12 protein-coding genes and 1 pseudogene are annotated in these 17847 nt (G+C 69.8%); 2 read left to right on the top strand and 11 right to left on the bottom strand.

Annotated elements, in window-relative coordinates; genetic code table 11:
• The 7 genes from BFF77_RS20885 to BFF77_RS20855 all read right to left on the bottom strand — a co-directional run.
• Positions 1-965, bottom strand: a 965-nt coding sequence (locus tag BFF77_RS20885) for an alpha/beta hydrolase (RefSeq protein WP_066952195.1), incomplete at its 3' end; no start/stop codon positions are given.
• Between the two features lie 96 nt (positions 966-1061).
• Positions 1062-1982, bottom strand: a complete 921-nt coding sequence (locus BFF77_RS20880; RefSeq protein ID WP_066952193.1) for a carbohydrate ABC transporter permease — start codon at positions 1980-1982, stop codon at positions 1062-1064.
• Positions 1979-2911, bottom strand: coding sequence for a carbohydrate ABC transporter permease (locus BFF77_RS20875; RefSeq protein ID WP_066952191.1), 933 nt, complete (start codon positions 2909-2911; stop codon positions 1979-1981). The genes BFF77_RS20880 and BFF77_RS20875 overlap by 4 nt, the downstream gene beginning before the upstream one ends.
• A complete protein-coding gene (locus BFF77_RS20870) occupies positions 2908-4296 on the bottom strand; it encodes an ABC transporter substrate-binding protein (RefSeq protein WP_066952189.1) in 1389 nt (462 codons plus the stop codon). The genes BFF77_RS20875 and BFF77_RS20870 overlap by 4 nt, the downstream gene beginning before the upstream one ends.
• A gap of 122 nt (positions 4297-4418) precedes the next feature.
• On the bottom strand, positions 4419-5516 hold the full coding sequence (locus BFF77_RS20865; protein ID WP_066952187.1) for an enolase C-terminal domain-like protein: 1098 nt from the start codon (positions 5514-5516) through the stop codon (positions 4419-4421).
• A 95-nt stretch (positions 5517-5611) separates the two neighbouring features.
• Positions 5612-8632, bottom strand: coding sequence for a discoidin domain-containing protein (locus BFF77_RS20860; protein ID WP_245703621.1), 3021 nt, complete (start codon positions 8630-8632; stop codon positions 5612-5614).
• A gap of 418 nt (positions 8633-9050) precedes the next feature.
• Positions 9051-9929 (bottom strand): FadR/GntR family transcriptional regulator, encoded by an 879-nt coding sequence (locus BFF77_RS20855; RefSeq protein WP_079125346.1) that lies wholly within the window; start codon positions 9927-9929, stop codon positions 9051-9053.
• A 357-nt stretch (positions 9930-10286) separates the two neighbouring features.
• On the opposite strand from BFF77_RS20855, the gene BFF77_RS20850 reads away from it, so the two are divergent.
• Together BFF77_RS20850 and BFF77_RS20845 are read left to right on the top strand one after the other, a co-directional pair.
• Positions 10287-10610: an L-rhamnose mutarotase gene (locus BFF77_RS20850; protein ID WP_066952184.1), complete on the top strand. Its 324-nt coding sequence runs from the start codon at positions 10287-10289 to the stop codon at positions 10608-10610.
• Positions 10611-10789: 179 nt separating this feature from the next.
• Positions 10790-11767 (top strand): aldo/keto reductase, encoded by a 978-nt coding sequence (locus BFF77_RS20845; protein ID WP_066952182.1) that lies wholly within the window; start codon positions 10790-10792, stop codon positions 11765-11767.
• A gap of 133 nt (positions 11768-11900) precedes the next feature.
• On the opposite strand, the gene BFF77_RS20840 is transcribed toward BFF77_RS20845, so the two are convergent.
• The 4 genes and pseudogenes from BFF77_RS20840 to BFF77_RS20830 form a co-directional block, all read right to left on the bottom strand.
• On the bottom strand, positions 11901-15320 hold the full coding sequence (locus BFF77_RS20840) for a CARDB domain-containing protein (RefSeq protein ID WP_066952180.1): 3420 nt from the start codon (positions 15318-15320) through the stop codon (positions 11901-11903).
• Between the two features lie 298 nt (positions 15321-15618).
• Positions 15619-15864, bottom strand: a complete 246-nt coding sequence (locus BFF77_RS35245) for a hypothetical protein (RefSeq protein ID WP_169922698.1) — start codon at positions 15862-15864, stop codon at positions 15619-15621.
• Between the two features lie 153 nt (positions 15865-16017).
• Entirely contained in the window at positions 16018-17346 is a 1329-nt protein-coding gene (locus BFF77_RS20835; protein ID WP_066952178.1) for a UDP-glucose dehydrogenase family protein, read from the bottom strand.
• Between the two features lie 172 nt (positions 17347-17518).
• Positions 17519-17847 (bottom strand): annotated as a pseudogene (locus BFF77_RS20830) (right-handed parallel beta-helix repeat-containing protein); the annotation flags it as partial.

Genomic DNA, 17847 nt, shown 5'->3' with positions numbered 1-17847 from the left:
GGCGAGGACGGATCGGGGGCGGGGGAGCCGGGCGCGGTGGCGCGCAGATGGCGGGCCAGGAAGGCGACACTGCGGGCGACCAGGGGAGTGACGTCGGCGTTCAGGAAGATGTGCTCGGCGCCCGGTACGGGGACGAGTTCCGCGTGGTTGCCCGCGGCCCGCAGGAGCCCGGCCAGCCGCTCGCTCTGGGCGAAGGGGACGACGGAGTCATGGGTGCCGTGGATCAGCAGGAAGGGCGGCGCCGGGGCCTGCGCGTAGGTGACCGGGCCGGCCGCCGCCGCGAGGCGCGGGTGGTCGGACACGTCGGCGCCCAGGAAGGTCAGGAGGGGATTGTCGGGCCCGGACCACTCGGTCAGCAGCGCCTCCACATCGGCGACTCCGTACCAGCCCACGACAGCCGCGACCGTCGTGTCGCCCTGCGCGATCCCTTCCGTGCCTTCGAGCGCGGGATCGGCCGTGCCGGTCGGCCCCGTCGGCCCCGTCAGTCCGGCCAGCGCGGCCAGATGGCCGCCGGCCGACTCGCCCCACAGGCCGATCCGCGTCCCGTCGATCCCGAGCGTCCCGGCGTAGTGGCGCAGATAGCGCACGGCCGCCTTGACGTCGTGGAGCTGGGCCGGGAACGGCGCTTCGCGGGCATGGCGGTAGTCGACGGTGGCGACGGCCAGCCCCGCGCGCAGCAGCGAGCCGAAGAGGAGATCCGCGCTCACGGTCGGCGGCGGGTAGCGCCGGTCGCCCTCCATCCAGGCGCCGCCGTGGATCCACACGACCACCGCGGCCGGTTCGGCCCCCGCGGGTACGGACAGGTCCAGCAGGCGTGGCCGGTAGCCGGAGTTGGTGGCGTAACTGAGCCCGTCGTAGCGGCGCACACCGTCCTCTCCGGTGGCGGGAGCGGCCGGCGGCAGATGGACGGGCGCGACGGCGAGCTCGGGCGGCGGCCAGGTGACCGGACCGGTTTCGGATTCCACGGCGGCTCCAGATCGGGACGGGACGTTCGGCGGGACACGGGACACGGGACGCGGGACGCGGCAGCGCGGCCCCGGCCGGCTCGGCGGGACCGCCCGTCACTCCTTGGTCGCTCCGGCGAGCATCCCGGACACCAGCGTGCGCTGCGAGAACAGGAAGAGCACCAGAACGGGCAGGATAGCGACCAGAATCGCCAGGGACAGCTCCGGAATGGTGATGTCCAGTCCGGCACCGGCCACCGGATTGAACGACGGGGTCGAGGTGAGCAGTTGGTTGAGGCCCACCTGGACCGGGAACTGGTCGCTGTTGGGCAGGACGAGGTACGGCAGGAAGAAGTTGTTCCAGTTGCCCACGAAGCTGAAGAACGCGACCAGCCCGACCACCGGCTTCGCCAGCGGCAGCGCGATACGGGAGAAGAGCTGCCACTCCGTACAGCCGTCGATCCGCGCGGCGGCCAGCAGATCCCTGGGCAGACTGCTGCCGAAGTAGATGTAGACCAGGTACACGCCGAACGGGTAGAAGGAGAAGGGCAGAATCACCGACCAGACGGTGCCGATCAGATGGAAGCGGTTGAGCTCCAGGAAGACCGGCAGCACCAGCGTGGCCTGCGGCATGATCATCGTGACCAGGGTGATGGTCAGCAGCGTCTTGCGGCCCCGGAACCTCGTCAGCGCCAGCGCGTATCCGGCGGGCACGCTGACGGCCAGCGTCAGGACGAGCGAACCGCCGGAGTAGACGGCCGAGTTGCGCAGCCAGGTGGCCATCGCGCCGTCCTGGAAGCCGAACAGATGCCCCCAGGCGGTGCCGATCTGCGCGAACGAGCCGAAGGACAGCGGGTTGTCGTGCACCACCTGACCGGCGGTCTTCGACGGTGCGAGCAGCAGCCAGACCACCGGCAGGACGAAGAACACCAGCAGTACGGCGAGCAGGAGGCCCACGATCAGGAAGGAGACGGCCCGGGAGGGCCGGAAGCGCCGGCCCGCGGCGGTTGCGGGAGGGGACAGAGGGAGTTGTGTCATTTCTCGTCCAACGTGAACAGGTTCGACCGGGCGACCAGCAGACCCGCGGCGATCAGCCCCAGTGCCAGCAGGAAGACGGAGATGGCGGCGGAGCCGTTGAAGTCGCCCTGCTGGAAGGCGTAGACGTAGGCGAGCTGGTTGGGCGACCAGGTGGGACTCACCCGGCCGAGGCTCGCGGTCTGGAGGAGCTGCGGCTCGACGAAGAGCTGGGTGCCGGTGGCGAAGGCCATGATCGTCATATAGACGATCCACTGCCGGATCATCGGGATCTGGATGTGCCAGGCGGTACGCCAGGGTCCCGCGCCGTCCATCCGGGCGGCTTCCAGTACCTCGTCCGGGATGTTGTTCAGCGCTCCGTACATCACCACCATCCAGCCGCCCGCGCCGGTCCAGAAGGCGATCAGCATCAGGATCAGCGGCAGGTTGCCGGGCGCGAGCACCGCCGCGAAGCTGTGCATGCCCATGCTGTTGAGCAGCCATGACACCGGACTGACATCCGGGTCCAGCATGAACAGCCAGACCAGGACGCTCGCGACGCCGGCGAGGGCGCCGGGAATGTAGTACAGGAAGCGGAAGAGCGCCGAGGTGCCCGGCCGTACACGGCTGCGCAGGACCACCGCGACGAGCACGACCAGGACGACGAGCACGACCAGCCACATGACCAGATAGACCAGCATATGGGTGAAGGCCGGGACGAAACGGTAGTCCTGGGCGACCTTCACGAACTGGTTGAGCCCGGTGAACCGGCCCTGGTCGTTGGTGAGCGCCAGATAGAACGAGTAGCCGGTCGGAAAGACACCGAAAGCGAGCAGCAGCACCGCGTAGCCCGCGACGAAGAGGTAGCCCGCGAGGCCGGGGCCCCTCCGCCGCGGCAGGGCGCCGCGGCGGAGGGCGGAGACGGCGACGCGCTCGGTCTCCAGCAGGGTCATTCGCCGGTCACCTGGTATCCCTCGGCCTTCGCCTGGTTGCTGATCTCCTCCTGCCAGGCGGGCAGAGTCGCGACCAGGCTCTTGCCCGAGGTCAGGGCGGGCAGGACGACGCTGGACCAGGCGGTGGCGTCCGAGAACCGGGTGTTCGACCAGCCGGTCCACACCTGGTCGGCGGCCTTCTGGAACGGCTCGCTCACGTCGTTGGCGAAGTAGTCGCTGTTGACCGGGTTGGCCAGCCATGCCCGCGCGGCCTTGGTGTAGGCCGGGTAGGTGGGCGCGGACGCCTGGTTCTCGTCGGAGGTGGTCAGCCAGGTGGCCAGATCCGTGGACGCCTTGAGGTTGGCGCTGTGCGAGGACACCATCCACACCCCGCCGCCGACATTGCCGGTGGCGGCCGTGGTCTCACCCTCCCAGGTCAGCGGGGGCGCCACGGCGATCTGCTTGGCCGGCGTCTTGAAGGCGGACTTGAACAGGTACTGGCCGTACCAGGACGGGCCGTACGCCATCGCCACCTTGCCGCCGCTGTCCTTGGCGAAGCCCTGGCTGAAGAAGCCCTTGGTGGTGACGGCCTTCGCGGAGATCAGCCCGTCCAGCAGCGTCGCCATCCGGACGCACTTCTCGTCCTTCAGATCACTGCGCAGTGTGTCCGGCTTCACCAGCTCGAACGCCGGGCACTGGCCGGACCAGAAGTACGACTCGTGGGAGTTGGTGTCACCGACCGAGCCGACCAGATAGCCGGGGTGCTCCTTGGCGATCCGCTTGCCCAGGGCCTCGTACTGCTCCCAGGTGGCGGGCACCTCGTAGCCCCACTTGTCCATGAGCGACTTGTTGTACCAGAGGACCACCTGCGCGATGTCGTTGCGCACGCAGTAGGTGTGGCCGTTGAACTGGCAGGGCGCGAGGGAGCCCTTGGCGAAGCCGTCCAGTGTGCTCTTGGGCACGAGCTTGTCGTCCAGCGGCGCGGCGAAGGGCTGCGCGCCGGGCTTGGTGGGCTCGGACGCCCAGGTCATGTCGGTGGGCGAGCCGAACACCACGTCCGGCCAGCCGCTGCCGGTCCGGTCGAAGAGCTGCACCTTCGTCTGGAGATACGTGGAGCCGTCGGCGCCGCCGTCGTAGGTGACGATCTCCATCGGCACGTCCGGGTGCGACTTCTGGTACGCCTGCACCGACGGCAGCCGGGTGGAGTCGGCCCACACCGTGATCTTGGAACCGTCCTTCTGCGCGGCCGGCTTGAACTCCGTCCCCGAGGAGGAGGATGAATCGGTGGAGGTGTCGGCGCTGGCACAGCCCGCCAGCACGGCCGCGGTGGCCAGCGAGAGCGCGGCGGCGGCGGTGCGTATCGCGGTACGGCGCCGGTCGGCTCTCGGAGATCCGGAAGACCTCATCGTCTTGCCTTTCTTGTACGTACTTCTGCTCGCGCTTGTTCACGCGGGGGACAGGGAACGCGCCGGATGGGGGCGCCGGGTGCGGTGGCCGGACGGACGGTCGCCGTCCGGCCACCGCCCGGTCAGCGCGGCTGCTCGACGAAGCGCTGGAGTTCACTTCCGTAGCCGAAGTCGAGCGGGAGGGCTATGCCGGGCGCCGTGGGGGCGTGGACCAGGCCCTGAGCGTCCACATGGCGTTCGCGGACGACCTTCGTCGCGGTCACCAGGGACTCGTAGTAGGTGGTGTTGGAGATGGCCATGCACAGGTGGTGGTTCGGGATGTCCGAACCGTGCACCTCGGCACGGAGCCGGTAGGCGTCGGCGAGATGCGCGGTGCGCATGGCACCGGTGATCCCGCCCCGGAGGGTGGTGCCGGCCCGTACGCCGAAGGTGGCGGCGCCGGCCCTGATGAAGTCCGCGGAGTTCATGTGCGCCCCGTCGGAGGTCTCGGCGACCAGCAGCGGGATGTCCACGGCCGTCGCCAGCCGCTGGTACGCGGAGATGCTGAACTCCCGCATCGGCTCCTCGTACCAGAGGTAGTCCGCCTCGGACAGTGCCCGCCCGAGCCGGATCGCGTCGGGCAGGTCGAAGCCGGCCGACCCGTCGTACATCAGCGGCACCGAGGGACCGACGTGCTCGCGCAGCGCCAGACAGAGCTCGGCGTCACGGCGGGCGTCACCCCAGGCGTGCAGCTTGATACCGCGGTAGCCCAGTTCCAGGCACTGGTCCGCCACATCGAGGAACTCCGCGACACTGGAGAACGTCGAGGTGGAGGCGTAGGCCGGGATCGACTCCCGGAAGCCGCCGAGCAGCCGCCAGACCGGCTCGCCGTGGTAGCGGCCCGCCAGGTCCCACAGGGCGATGTCGACCAGGCCCAGGGCGGGGAGCGGGAGTTCATGGATACGGTCCAGCTCCCACACCCGGTGCCACAGCCACTCCCGCTGGAACGGATCGGCTCCGACCAGTTCGTCACGGAAGACCAGATCAACCAGGCTCCGCAGGGTGGTGAAGGCTCCCGGCCGGGCGAAGAGAGCCACCCCCTCGGCTCCCTCGTCGGTGCCGATGCGCAGCACCGCGCCGTCGCCCACCGGAGCGCTTCCGCTCAGCCCGTCCCTCCAGCGGAAGGGCGGACTGGCCGCCGGAACGTCGATCCGGTGTACTTCGACATGGGTGATCTTCATCCTGGCTTTCGTTTCTGTGTGAGCGTGCCGGCCCGGTGGGGGCCTGTACGTCCGGGGCGGGCGTACGGGTGACGGGTCAGGACTCGCCGTACGGGTCAGAAGTCGCCGTACACCTGGAGCCCGTAGATGCTGCCGCCGTTCCAGCTGGAGCCGGTGACGGTCAGCCGCACATAGCGGGCGGTGACGGGCTGGTCGGCGAACGAGTAGTTGGCCGCCGACGTGGTGTTCGCGGAGGTGTGGTCCTCGAAGACGGACCACGCCGTACCGTCGGTCGAGTACTCCAGGCGGTACTGGTAGCCGCTGGGCAGCTCGAAGGTGGTCACCACGCTGGAGACCTCCGTGTCCTTGCCGAGGTCCACCTGGATCCAGGAGGGGTCGGGCAGTCCGAGGCCCTGGGCCCAGCGGGTGGACAGGTCGCCGTCGACCGCCCTCTCGGGGGTGTGGTCCTCCGAGTACGACGAGGCGGTGACCGGCTTGCGCAGCGCCAGGTCGTTGTCGGCGGGCATGGTGATGACACCCGCCGCACTGGGCCCGGAGGTGTTCAGCACGGCGTCCCGGGCCACGACGGTGAAGGAGTACCTCGTCTCCGGGGTCAGCCCGGAGACCCGCAGGGTGGTGGCGTCGGTGACGGCGATCCGCTTGCCGTCCTGGTAGACGACATAGCTGGTCACGCCCGTGTCATCGGTCGCGGCGGGCCAGCGCAGGTCCGCCAGGCCGGGCAGCAGCGGCGTGACGCCGACCTGTCCGGGGGCCGAGGGAGGCGTACGGTCCGAGCCGGGCGCCCGGGGCGTGCCGTAGACCTGGAAGTCGAAGACGCTGCCGCCGTTGCCGCGCGATCCGGTGACCGTCAGCCGTACGAAGCGGCCGGCGGCCGGCGAGGCGGTGTGGAAGTAGCTGGTCATCGCCGAGGTGTCCGCGGCGGTGTGGTCCTCCAGCGTCCTCCAGTCGACCTCGTCCGGCGACACCTCGACGCGGTAGCGGTAGCCGCTGCTCTTCTCGAAGGTGGTGATCGCGCCGTTCACGTCGTACTGCGCGCCGAGGTCCACCTGGATCCAGGAGGGGTCGGGCAGTCCGAGGCCCTGGGCCCAGCGGGTGGACAGGTCGCCGTCGACCGCCTTCCCGGGGGTGTTGTCCTCCGAGTACGACGAGTAGCTGACGGGCTTCTTCAGCGCCAGGTCGCCGCCGGCGGGCGTGGTGACCCTCACCTCCCGGCTCGGCCGGGACTCGTTGCCGGCGGCGTCGCGCGCGGTGATCCGGAAGGTGTACGTCGTGCCCGCCGTCAGCCCGGGTATACGTACCGAGTTCGTGCCGGTGGCGCTGACGAGCCTGCCGTCGCGGTGGACGGAGTAGCCCGTGACGCCCTTGGCGTCGGTGGACGGCGCCCAGGTGAGGTCGGCGACGGTCGGGAAGTCGGTGACCGCGGTGGGAGCACCGGGCGCGGTGGGCGCCTCGCGGTCGGTGACGGCCGGGCCCGGGTCGAGATGGCGGTAGCGCGGCTGGAGACCGGCGTTGCTGACGATCGAGGCCGGGAGCTGGTCGCAGGAGCCGACCGTGATGTTCCCGTTGACGTCGTTGTTCCTGCTCAGGTACTGGACGCTGAAGCGGGGGTTGCTGGTGTAGTTGGCGGTCACGGTGTTGTCCTCGGCGTGGTTCATCAGCAGCCACTGGAAGGACACGTCGCAGAAGGCGTTGCCGGTGTTCTTCCAGTAACGGCTGCCCTCGTCGTGGTAGACCGCGCCGTACGCGGGCTCCGGGATGCCGTGGATGTAGTTGCCGGAGACCTCGCCGCCCGGGTTGGCGCTCAGGGTGTACACACCGCCGCCGTCCGCCTGCGACTTCATGATGTCGCCGATGTCGTTGTTGGTGACGAGGGTGTTCCGGCTGGTGGTGGGGGTGTCCCAGACGGGGACGCCCGCGTTGTTCGGATAGGCGCTGTTGCCGCCCTTGTCGGTCAGGCCCCAGCCCCAGCCGACGGAGATACCGCTGTAGGGCAGGTCGTAGACCTTGTTGTGGGTGATCACGGTGTGATCGGTGTAGCCGGCCAGGATGCCCAGCGAACCGTTGTACTGGTCGGCGGCCTTGGTGACGACGTTGTTGTCGACCGTCACGTTCCTGGTGATGTCCCGCCGGTCGCCGGGATGGGCGTCACCGGCCTCGACACCGCCGATCTGGATACCGGTGGCGGCGATCTGGCGGAAGACGTTGCCCGTGATGCCGGTGTCCTGCGTCCCGGTGTTCAGGTTCAGGCCGACGGCGCCGAGATGCGTGAAGGTGTTGCCGCTGAACCCGATCCGGTGGCCATGGGTCACATTGACGGCGCCGGGTGTCTTCTGCCAGTTCAGCCGGGTGGAGTCGAAGTCGGGATTGTTCTCGCCGACCATCCGGAAGCCCGCCTGGCCCTCGATGTGTCCGTCGGGCGAACTGGGCGCGAGCCAGGTGGAGTAGGAGAAGGTGATGCCCTCGAAGGAGACATCGGTGACCGGCCTGCCCCTGGTGCCGTTCAGATCGACCAGGTCCTGTACGAGCGGCACCGTGACGGTGGCGGCGGACAGGTCCTGGCCGTCCTCGGGCATGTAGTAGATCTCGTCCCGGCCCTTGTCCAGATACCACTCACCGGGGGAGTCCAGCAGCTCGCGGGCGTTCTCCAGCCAGGACGGGTTCTGCATCTCCTGGCCCGACTGGAGGTGGGCGTTGCGCCAGCAGGGCTGGCGCATCGTCATCGCGTCGCCGGAGACGGACGCCACGGGGCAGCGCATCATCTTCCAGCCCCACTTGCTGATCACCTCCAGGTCCTGGGGGCGCCGGTAGCCGCTGATGGAGCTGTCGGTGAAGGTGTAGCCGGTGGCCGTCTTGCCGAAGCCGGACGGGTTCGTCGCGCCGCGTGCCCGGGTCTTGAGCTCGCCGTTGACATAGAGCTGACGGGTGTCGAGATCGCCGACGGGGGCCTTGAAGACCTTCCCCGACGCGTCGGCCGGGGTCCAGCCGGTGATCCGCCTGCCGCCGCTGATCACCGGCCGCGCGCCGGGCGCGGCCTCGTAGACGATCCGCCGGCCGTCCTCGCCGGAGTCCCGGGCGGTGAGGGCGAAGGTACGGCTGAGCTGGTACGTACCGGACATCAGCCGTACGTGGACATCACCGCGGACCTTCTCCTTGGCCTCGCGTACGTAGTCCCTCGCGTGTTCCAGCGTCCTGAACGGACGGGCGGCGGTGCCGGAGCCGGAGTCCCGGCCTGACGGCGAGACATAGACGTCCAGGCCGGACGCGCGCGAGGGGGACGCCTGGGCCGGTGCGGTGAGCAGCGGCGCGGCAGCGGCTGCCAGGGAGAGGGCGGTTATCAGTGTTCTTCGGAGCGGTGGGAACGCGCTCCTGCGAGCAGACGGTACAGACACGGAAATCCAATCGCCTGAAGGAAGTGACAGTGGGGGAACCCGGTCGTCCTCCGGGTTCCCCCGGCGTTGGGCGGCTCGGTCCGCGAGCCGTGGTGGTGCGGTGGTGCGGTGGTGCTGGGTCATGCGGTGTGCGGTGCCCGTGGGTTCACGAGGCGGATGTCTCCGGGGACAGGGGATCCTCCCCGGTGCCCCTCGGAGGCCGTGCGGGTGTTCCGGAGGCGCCGGCGGTGCCGGCCGTTCCGGGGGTGCCGGTCGCGCCCCGGCCGTCGAGGTTGAACAGCCGGTCGCGTATCTTCCGTTCGAACTGGCTCTGTGTGGTGGCGATGTGCTCCACCATCAGCTCACCGGCGAGATCGGCCTCCCCCGCGGCGACCGCCTCGGCTATGGCGAGATGCTGTCGTGCGGCGACTTCCAGCGACCCGGGAGCGTCACCGTGGAAGAGCAGCACATCGGACTGTGACGCCAGGCGCCGCACACCGGCGACGCTCGATCTGAGGAACACGTTGTGCGCGGCGGCGCCCACCGCGTCGTGGAACGCCTCGTCGGCCTTGGCGAAGCTGTGGCTGTCGGCCGCCCTGGCCGCCACCAGCGTGGTCTCGGCGCACTCCCGCACGGCCCTGACCTCGATCGGAGTGGCGAGGGTGGCGGCGCGGCGCGCCGTCTCCGACTCGATCACCGTCCGGTAGTCGAGGAGCATCAGGACGTCTTCCATGCTCGTCGGCCGGAAGTGCGAGAGATGGTCGTCCACCAGCCCGCCGCCCGAGTCGGCGACGAAGATTCCCGCGCCGCGCCGCACGCTCAGCCGGCCGATGGCGGCCAGGACCTTCACCGCCTCGCGGGTGACATTGCGGGAGGCGCCCAGGATCTGCGCCAGGCCCTGTTCGGTCGGCAGCCGGTCGCCGGAGCGCAGATTCTGCTCGGCGATGTAGTTGAGGAGCTGCTCGGCGACCAGCTCGTACCCCGGCCGGTACGGACGCGACGCGTCGTCATCCTCTCCGCCGGGGAGCTGGGATGGAGCTGCCATGGTGTGACCCCCGTTTTCCATGTCGGATTAATCAGGTTCATCGGCGGGGGCAACTATGACATCCGCGTTACGCGTTGAGAAGAGTCCGGAAGAAACTTCGTTCACCGGCCCCTTGATTCGGCGCTTATCGCCTCAAAAGGGATGTCTCATGCACAACTATTGCGTGCAAGAGATCGGATCCTTAAGGTCCTGCCTGTCGGATGAAGCAGATCCTTCGAAGTGGATCAATACGACGACGGACCTTCGGGGAGGCCTGACATGAGTGATCGTGCCCGTCATGGGACCCGTTCGACGGACCTCGACGGGCTTCGACGGACTCGGAGCCCCGCTCGCCGCCCGGGAAAGGAGGGCTGAGCCGTGAGGCGCTTCGCCGCCGTGATCCGGCTGCGGCCCGAGAAGGAGGCGGAGTACCGCGCGCTGCACGCCGCCGCGTGGCCGGACGTGCTCGCGGCCCTCAAGCGGGCCAACATCGGCAACTACTCCATCTTCCTGCGGGACGGGCTGCTGTTCAGCTACCTGGAGTACACCGGGACCGACTACGCCGCCGACACGGCGGCGATCGCCGCCGATCCGGTCTCCCGTGAGTGGTGGGCGCTGACCGATCCGTGCCAGCAGCCGCTGGACGGGGTGGCCGAGGGGGAGTGGTGGGCCCCGGCGGAGGAGATCTTCCACCTCGACTGAGGCCGTACCACGCCGCGGCCCCACGACGCCGCGGCCCCGCCACCACGAACCCCCGCCGACCGACCGAAGGATCCAGGAACGGTGCGCATCGACGCTCATGACCAGCCGCGGGACCTCGGCGTGCGCGACCGGCCGCGGCCCCGCGGCCTGCCCGCTCCGCGCCGGTACGGGACCGCCGCGTGACGGCCCGCGCGCTCGGCCGCGACCGCCGGCTCGGCCGTACGGACGTCCTCGTCGGCGCCCTGGGATTCGGCGGCGCCCCCCTCGGCAATCTCTACACGCCGCTCGACGACGACCGGGCTCGGGCCACGGTCGAGGCCGCCTGGGACGCCGGAGTCCGCTACTACGACACCGCTCCGCACTACGGCCTCGGACTCTCCGAACGGCGGCTCGGCGCGGCACTCGCCCACCGGCCACGGGCGGAGTTCACCGTCTCCACCAAGGTCGGCCGGCTGCTGGAACCCCATCCCGCCCCCACCGGATCCGACCTGGCCGCGGGCGGCTTCGCCGTACCGGACACGATGGTCCGCCGCCCCGACTACTCACGGGACGGCGTTCTGCGCTGCCTGGAGGGCAGCCTGACCAGGCTGGGTCTGGACCGAGTGGACATCGTCTACGTCCACGATCCCGACGACCATCTCGACACCGCCCTCGACCAGGCGCTGCCCGCGCTGGCGGACCTGCGCGACCAGGGCGTCGTCGGCGCCGTCGGCGTCGGCATGAACACCGTCGCCCCTCTGCTCCGGACCGTCGCCGAGGCGGACGTGGACGCCGTGATGGTGGCCGGCCGCTGGACCCTGGTCGACCGCACCGCCCGCCCCCTGCTGGACGCGTGCGCGCGGCGCGGTGTCTCGGTGGTCGCGGCGGCGCCGTTCAACTCCGGTCTGCTCAGCCGCCCGTATCCGCCCGACGACGCGTTCTTCGACTACGGCCCGGCCCCCGCCGCCCTGCTCCACCGGGCCCGCCGCCTCGCCGGCATCTGTACCGGCCACGGCACGACCCTCCCCCACGCCGCCGTCCGCTTCCCCCTGCGCGATGCCACCGTGGCCACCGTCGTAGCCGGCTTCCGCTCCCCCCAAGAGGTCACCTCCGCCGCCGACTGGAGCGCCCACGACCTGCCCGCCACCACCTGGTCGGCCCTCGACTCGGCCGGGTGAGCCGGGTGTCCGGGTCCGCGTCGGGCACGCGTCCGGGCGCCGGAAGACAGCGAGGCCGGTGCGACGGCCCCCTCCGTCAAGGAGAGGGAGCCGTCACACCGGCCGTGGTGCGCCGATGGTGCCGGTCAGTCGCTCACTCGCGGTTGCGTGCGGCTCCCGCGGCCCCGCCCGTGATCACGAAGGTCGATCCCGGCTGGGTGACGATGTTGCCGTCGGCCGAGTTCGTGATGGTCACGTTCGACAGCGTCGCGTTGCCGCGCGCGCCGCTCATGGCCAGGATCCCGGCGCCGTTGTTGGACTTGTCGATCTTCACATTGCTGATCGCGACGTTCGGCATGTTGCCGCCGCCCGTCTTGAACTGGATGCCGTCGTACGTCGAGTCGTAGATGTCGGTGTCCCGGATCGTGACCCCGGGGATATCCCTGGCCTGCGGGAACAGTGTGATGGCGCCGAACTCCTGATCCTCGTTCCAGAAGGCGCCGCCGGTGCGGTGGAGGGCGTTGTTGGCGATCAGGGTCTGCCCGGAGAAGGGCAGCGGATCGTGGTCGGTCGCCAGCATGATGCCCGGGTAGTTCGCCGTGTCGTAGATCAGGTTGTTCTCGATCTTGTTGCCGTAGCCGCCGTAGACCGCGATGCCGGTCGCCCGCCAGGGCAGCTGCACGGTGTTGTTGAGGAACTGGTTGTCGTGCGCGATGTTGACCGACGGGTCCTTCACGTACCGGTTGGCCCAGACGGCCAGCGAGTCGTCACCGGTGGTGCGGAAGGAGGAGTTGAACACCCGCGAGTTGCTCGTGCCGTTGGTGAAGTTGATGCCGTCGGCGTAGGTGTTGCGGATACGCATCCCGCTGAACTCCAGGCCGTCGCCGGGTCCCCAGAGGTCGGGGATGTTGTCGTAGTCGCGGCCGACCCAGACACCGACGTTGGCGTGCTCGATCCAGACATTGGCGATCTTGGTGTTCTTGCCGAAGCGCCCGTTCAGACCGACACCGCCCTCGGCGCCGCCGGGGCCGCCGCGGATGGTGCCGGAGCCGAAGATGGCGATGTCGGATATCTGGGTGTTGTTGTCGATGTCGAAGCCGAAGTTGCCCTCGTGCGGGTGGTTGATGCTGCCGACGGCCTGGTGCGGCTCGGTCAGCGTGTAGAGCTGGGAGTGCCACATGCCCGCGCCGCGGATCGTGACGTTGCTGATGCCCACCTGGTTGTACTGTCCGCGGTTCAGCGGGTCGTCGGTGAGGATCTTCTTCTCCTGGCGCCACTGGCCCGCCGGGATCCAGACACAGGAGATGGTGCCTTCCTGGTCGGCCGTCACCGCGCGCTGGATGGCTTCCGTGTCGTCGAGGCCGTCGTCGGGCACCGCGCCGTACGCCGTGATCGAGGTGCACTCGGCCGGCTTGCTGGCGGGCGGCGCCACCTGCTCCAGATCGATCAGGTCGATGATGTAGAAGGACGCCGAGTCGTTCGCGTCACGCTGCAACCGGAACTTCGTGCCGACCGGGTACGTGGTCGACAGCAGCGCGTGCGACTCGTCGAACAGCCGCCTGGCGTCGGCCTGAGGCGTGTTGGTCAGGGCCTCGGGTCCGTCGGTGTCGCCGTACAGCCAGCTGTGCTTCGACGAGAGCGTCAGCTTCCGGACGAAGGTGTCATTGGCGTAGAGGCTGATGGTGGCTTCCGCGCCGCCGCCGCCCGGGGCGTCGGGGATGGAGTTGCGCACCACGATCGAGTTCGCCGGGTTGGTCGAGGTGAACTCCACGAACTGGCCGGTGCTGTTCAGCCTCACCGACTTGCGCCCGGAGGACTCGGAGGCGAAGTTGGTGTGCCCGAAGGTGCGCAGCGGGTCGGCCTCCAGCAGGGTGCCCTGGTAGCGGCCCGACTCGGCCTCGTACTCGGTGTACGGGACCGCCGCGCCGCGCCCGACCACGATCGAGTGCGAGAACGTGTTGTTGGTCTCGTTGGTCTCGGCGACGGTGTTGGTCGCGTCGGCGGTGGCGACGACGGTGGCTCCGCCGTTGGTGGCGGTCCATGTGCCGTTGACGCTCACACTGGCCGTCGCGCCGGCGGCGATCGACGGGGTGTCGGTGTTGAGCGTGGTGCCGCCCACCGCCACGCGCGTGACCGTGGTGGCGCCCGTCGCGGTGGTGCCCCGGTTCTTCACCGCCACGGTGAAGCGGACCGGCGCGCCCACGGCCGGATTCTGCGGGCTGGACTCGATGCCGAGGACCTGGAGGTCGGGACCGGGGCTCTGCGCGACCACCAGCTCCGAGGTCGCGGTGAAACTGTTGTTGTTGTTGTCCTGCTCGATGATCGTGTCGGTCGGGTCCACCACCGAGGTGACGCGGTAACTCCCCATCGCGCGCCGGCCGACGTCGACCGCGACCGTGGTCGAGGCGCCCGCGGCGAGCGCGCCCACCGGAGCGGTGCCGGCCACGACTCCGCCCAGGCTGACATTGACGGTGGTCGCGCCGGACGCGGCCGTTCCGGCGTTCCGTACGGTCGCGTTCACCCTGATCGTGTCGCTCTCCACCGGCGAGGCGGGGGTCCACGACAGGGCCGAGACGGTCAGGTCCGGGTTGGGCGCGGGTGTTCCGATGACCTGGAACTCGGCGACCTGGCCGCCGCCGGCGCCGGTGTTGCTGAAGATCTGGAGCTGGACGTCGGCGGCGCGTCCGGTGACCGGGATGGTCACCGAGTTCTGGTTCGTCGCCGGATTGAAGGTGTGGTTGGCGCGGGCCGACAGCGAGGTGAAGCCGGTGGCGGCCTGGTCCCGGCCGAGCACCTGGATGCTCTGGGTACGGGTGCCCCATACCGCGTCGGGGTTGAGCTTGACCACGACGGCGCTGAGGTCGGCGTTGGCGCCGAGCTTCACCGTCAGGTTCGACGGGTGGCCGGCGGACTCCCAGTAGGTGCCGGTGTTGTCGTCGTTGGCGTTGGCGGCGACGAAGTTGAAGACCGTCGACGACGCGGAGATGGCCTTGCCACGGGCGAGGTTGGTGCCGGTGGGCTCCTCGCCGTCGCCCCCGTCACCTCCGTCGCCGCCGTCACTCTCCGGACCGTAGATCTCGAACTCGGAGACCTGGCCGGCGGGCCAGCCCGTGTTGCCGGTGATGTTCAGCCGTACATAACGGACGCTCGTGACGGTGAAGTCGATGGTGACGGTATTGCCCGCGCCCGGCGTGAAGGCGCGCCCCTGCGAGGCGGAGAGGGTGCCGAAGGTGTTCCCGTCGGTGCTGCCCTGCACGCTGAGGGCCTGGGTACGGGCCTCCCAGGTCGTCGGCAGCTTGAGCACCACCCGGTCGACATCGGTGTTCTCGCCCAGGTCGACCCGTATCCACGCCGGGAAGGCGTTGTTCGGCCCCTCCCAGTACGTCGCCTGGTTGCCGTCGGTGACATTGGAGGCGGGATGGCTTCCCTCGGATCCGCTCGCCGAGGCGGATCTGCCGAGGGAGAGATTGGGGCGCTCGGCCGCGGAGGCGGAGACGGGCAGGAGCCCGAAGGAGATCATGGCGGCCACGACCGCGCCGATGATCAGCCGCCAGCGGAGCTGTTTCCGTTTCATGGTGTCCTCTGTTCGTCGGAACGAGAGAGCGGCGGCCCGCGGATCCGGACCGGCCGTGCGACGCGCGGGACCCGCGTCACGCGTCTAGCGGGTGCGTGAGGTGCGTGGTGCGTGGTGCGTGAGCTCGTGGTACGCGGTGCGGTGACGGACCGCAGCAGGCGACCGAGAGGACCTGCTGTGAAGTTGCACGGAGAGCGCAAAAAAATTGAGCTAGTTATCCATGTTTTTGCGAGTCAAAGGTTCCAATCATGTCACCGATTTGTCAACGGTTCTCGCACGTCTCGCATGCCGTCCCGTTTCACGGCTCGACCGGCTCGACCGGCTCGGCGGCTCGGCGGCTCGGTGGCACGGCGGCGTGGCCGTCGCCGGACTCGGCGACCAGGTGATGATGCTCAGCACGCGGCAGGGGCGCCGGCGGGGAGGTGCGCCGGGCGGTGCTCGCGAAGGCGTGGACCGGCGTCGCGGACGGAGGCGACGCCGCCCTGCCGGTGAAGGAGTGCGCGCCGTCGTGCGGCGGGCGGATCAGCGATGTCCCCACGGACAACGGCGCCAGGGCCCACGACGTGCGGGTTGTGTCCTACGGCCCGTGAAACCGGTCGAGCGACCGGCCGGGCGCCGGGCCGTGTACGACCCGGGGAGCCGGGCCGGTACGGAGCGTCCGCCGATGCGGAGGGTCCGGCCGGCCCGGTACGGGGAATCAGGGGCGGCCGAGGGCCCGGTACTCCCAGCCTGCCGCGCGCCACTGGGCCGGGTCGAGGGCGTGGCGGCCGTCGACGATACGGCGCCGGCCGACCACCTCGCCCATCGCGTGGGGATCGATCTCGCGGAACTGGGTCCACTCGGTGAGCAGCAGCACCACATCGGCGCCGGCCGCGGCCGTCATCGCGTCCGTCGCGTAGTCCAGTTCGGGGAAGGCGCGGCGCGCGTTCTCCGTGGCCGCCGGGTCGACGACCGTCACCTGAGCGCCCGACCGGTGGAGCGTTCTGGCCACGTCCAGCGCCGGCGCGTCACGTATGTCGTCGGAGTTGGGCTTGAACGCCGCGCCCAGCGCGGTCACCCGGACGCCGGTGAGTTCACCGCCGGTCAGTTCGCGTACCAGGTCGACGGTACGGGCACGGCGGCGCTGGTTGATGCCGTCCACCTCGCGCAGGAACGCGACGGCCTGGCCGACGCCCAGCTCCTCGGCCCGGTGGCTGAAGGCCCTGATGTCCTTGGGCAGGCAGCCGCCGCCGAAGCCGAGCCCCGGCTTCAGGAACCGGCCGCCTATCCGGTCGTCGTAGGCGAGCGCGGTCGCCAGCCCCGTCACATCGGCGCCGGTGGCCTCGCAGACCTCCGCCATCGCGTTGATGTACGAGATCTTGGTGGCGAGGAAGGAGTTGGCCGCGACCTTGACCAGCTCGGCGGTCGGCAGATCGGTCACCACCACGGGAGTGCCCTGGGCGATGACCGGCGCGAAGGCGGCCCGGAGCTGCTGCTCGGCCCACTCCGAGTCCGTACCGAACACCAGCCGGTCGGGTCTCAGGGTGTCCTCCACCGCGTAGCCCTCACGCAGGAACTCCGGGTTCCAGGCCAGTTCCACGTCCGTACCGGCCGGTGCCACCCGCTGCACCAGCTCGGTCAGCCGGGCCGCGGTGCCCACCGGCACGGTGGACTTGCCGACCACCAGCGCGCGTCCGCGCAAGTGCCGGGCGAGCGACTCGACCGCGCTGTCGACATAGGTCAGATCGGCCGCGTGCGAATCCTTCTGCTGCGGTGTTCCCACACAGATGAAGTGGACGTCGCCGAACTCGGCGGCCTCCTCGGAGCTCGTCGTGAAGCGCAGCCGCCCGGAGTCCAGGGCCTTGGCGAGCAGTTCGGGCAGACCGGGCTCGAAGAAGGGCACCTCGCCCGAGCGCAGCCGCTCGATCTTGACCGGATCCACATCCACGCCGAGGACGTCGAAGCCCAGGATGGCCATGCAGATGGCGTGCGTGGCTCCGAGATAGCCGGTGCCGATGACGGTGAGACGAGGGGATGGGGTGGTCATGCCGGCCTCCAGGAGCGTCGGGAGCGTAGGGACGGTGGAACGGGTGGATCCTGTGGAGCGGATGGGTCCGGTGGGACGGGACCGACCGGTTGCCGACCGGGTGGATCGGTCCGGCCGGGCCGGCGGGGACGGATCGGTCCGACCGGGCGGATCGGTCGGCGGTCCGTCTCCGTCAGGAGGCGCAGTCGACATTGGCGAGACCCTTGGCCGCGCCGGTCACCTTGTTGTCGCAGCCGACCGTGTTGCCGTCGGAGGTGAGGTTGAAGCCGTAACCGGGCCCGTCCACCTGCGCGGTATTGCCCTTGAAGGTGTTTCCGGTGCCCCAGCCCTTGAGGATCTGATGGGTCTGGAAGCCGTCCTCCAGGGCGTGGCGCCCGGTGTTGCCCTGGATCAGCCAGTCGTTGCCCTTGGCGTCGACCCAGGAGTCGTTGTGCGAGCCGCTCAGCTTCGAGCCGTCGAAGGTGTTGCCGACGACCTTGCCGCCGGTGGTGCCTTCCTTGA

It is taken from the genome of Streptomyces lushanensis (assembly GCF_001700515.1).
Taxonomy (GTDB): domain Bacteria; phylum Actinomycetota; class Actinomycetes; order Streptomycetales; family Streptomycetaceae; genus Streptomyces; species Streptomyces lushanensis.
This window is presented reverse-complemented; position numbering and strand designations above follow the sequence as displayed.

Excerpts from the sequence above, each read along its gene's own strand:
- BFF77_RS20865 (WP_066952187.1), bottom strand. The coding sequence starts at position 5,516 with ATGAAGATCACCCATGTCGAAGTACACCGGATCGACGTTCCGGCGGCC.
- BFF77_RS20835 (WP_066952178.1), bottom strand. The coding sequence starts at position 17,346 with ATGACCACCCCATCCCCTCGTCTCACCGTCATCGGCACCGGCTATCTC.
- BFF77_RS20870 (WP_066952189.1), bottom strand. The coding sequence starts at position 4,296 with ATGAGGTCTTCCGGATCTCCGAGAGCCGACCGGCGCCGTACCGCGATA.
- BFF77_RS20860 (WP_245703621.1), bottom strand. The coding sequence starts at position 8,632 with ATGTCCGGTACGTACCAGCTCAGCCGTACCTTCGCCCTCACCGCCCGG.
- BFF77_RS20880 (WP_066952193.1), bottom strand. The coding sequence starts at position 1,982 with ATGACACAACTCCCTCTGTCCCCTCCCGCAACCGCCGCGGGCCGGCGC.
- BFF77_RS20875 (WP_066952191.1), bottom strand. The coding sequence starts at position 2,911 with ATGACCCTGCTGGAGACCGAGCGCGTCGCCGTCTCCGCCCTCCGCCGC.
- BFF77_RS20840 (WP_066952180.1), bottom strand. The coding sequence starts at position 15,320 with ATGAAACGGAAACAGCTCCGCTGGCGGCTGATCATCGGCGCGGTCGTG.
- BFF77_RS20855 (WP_079125346.1), bottom strand. The coding sequence starts at position 9,929 with ATGGCAGCTCCATCCCAGCTCCCCGGCGGAGAGGATGACGACGCGTCG.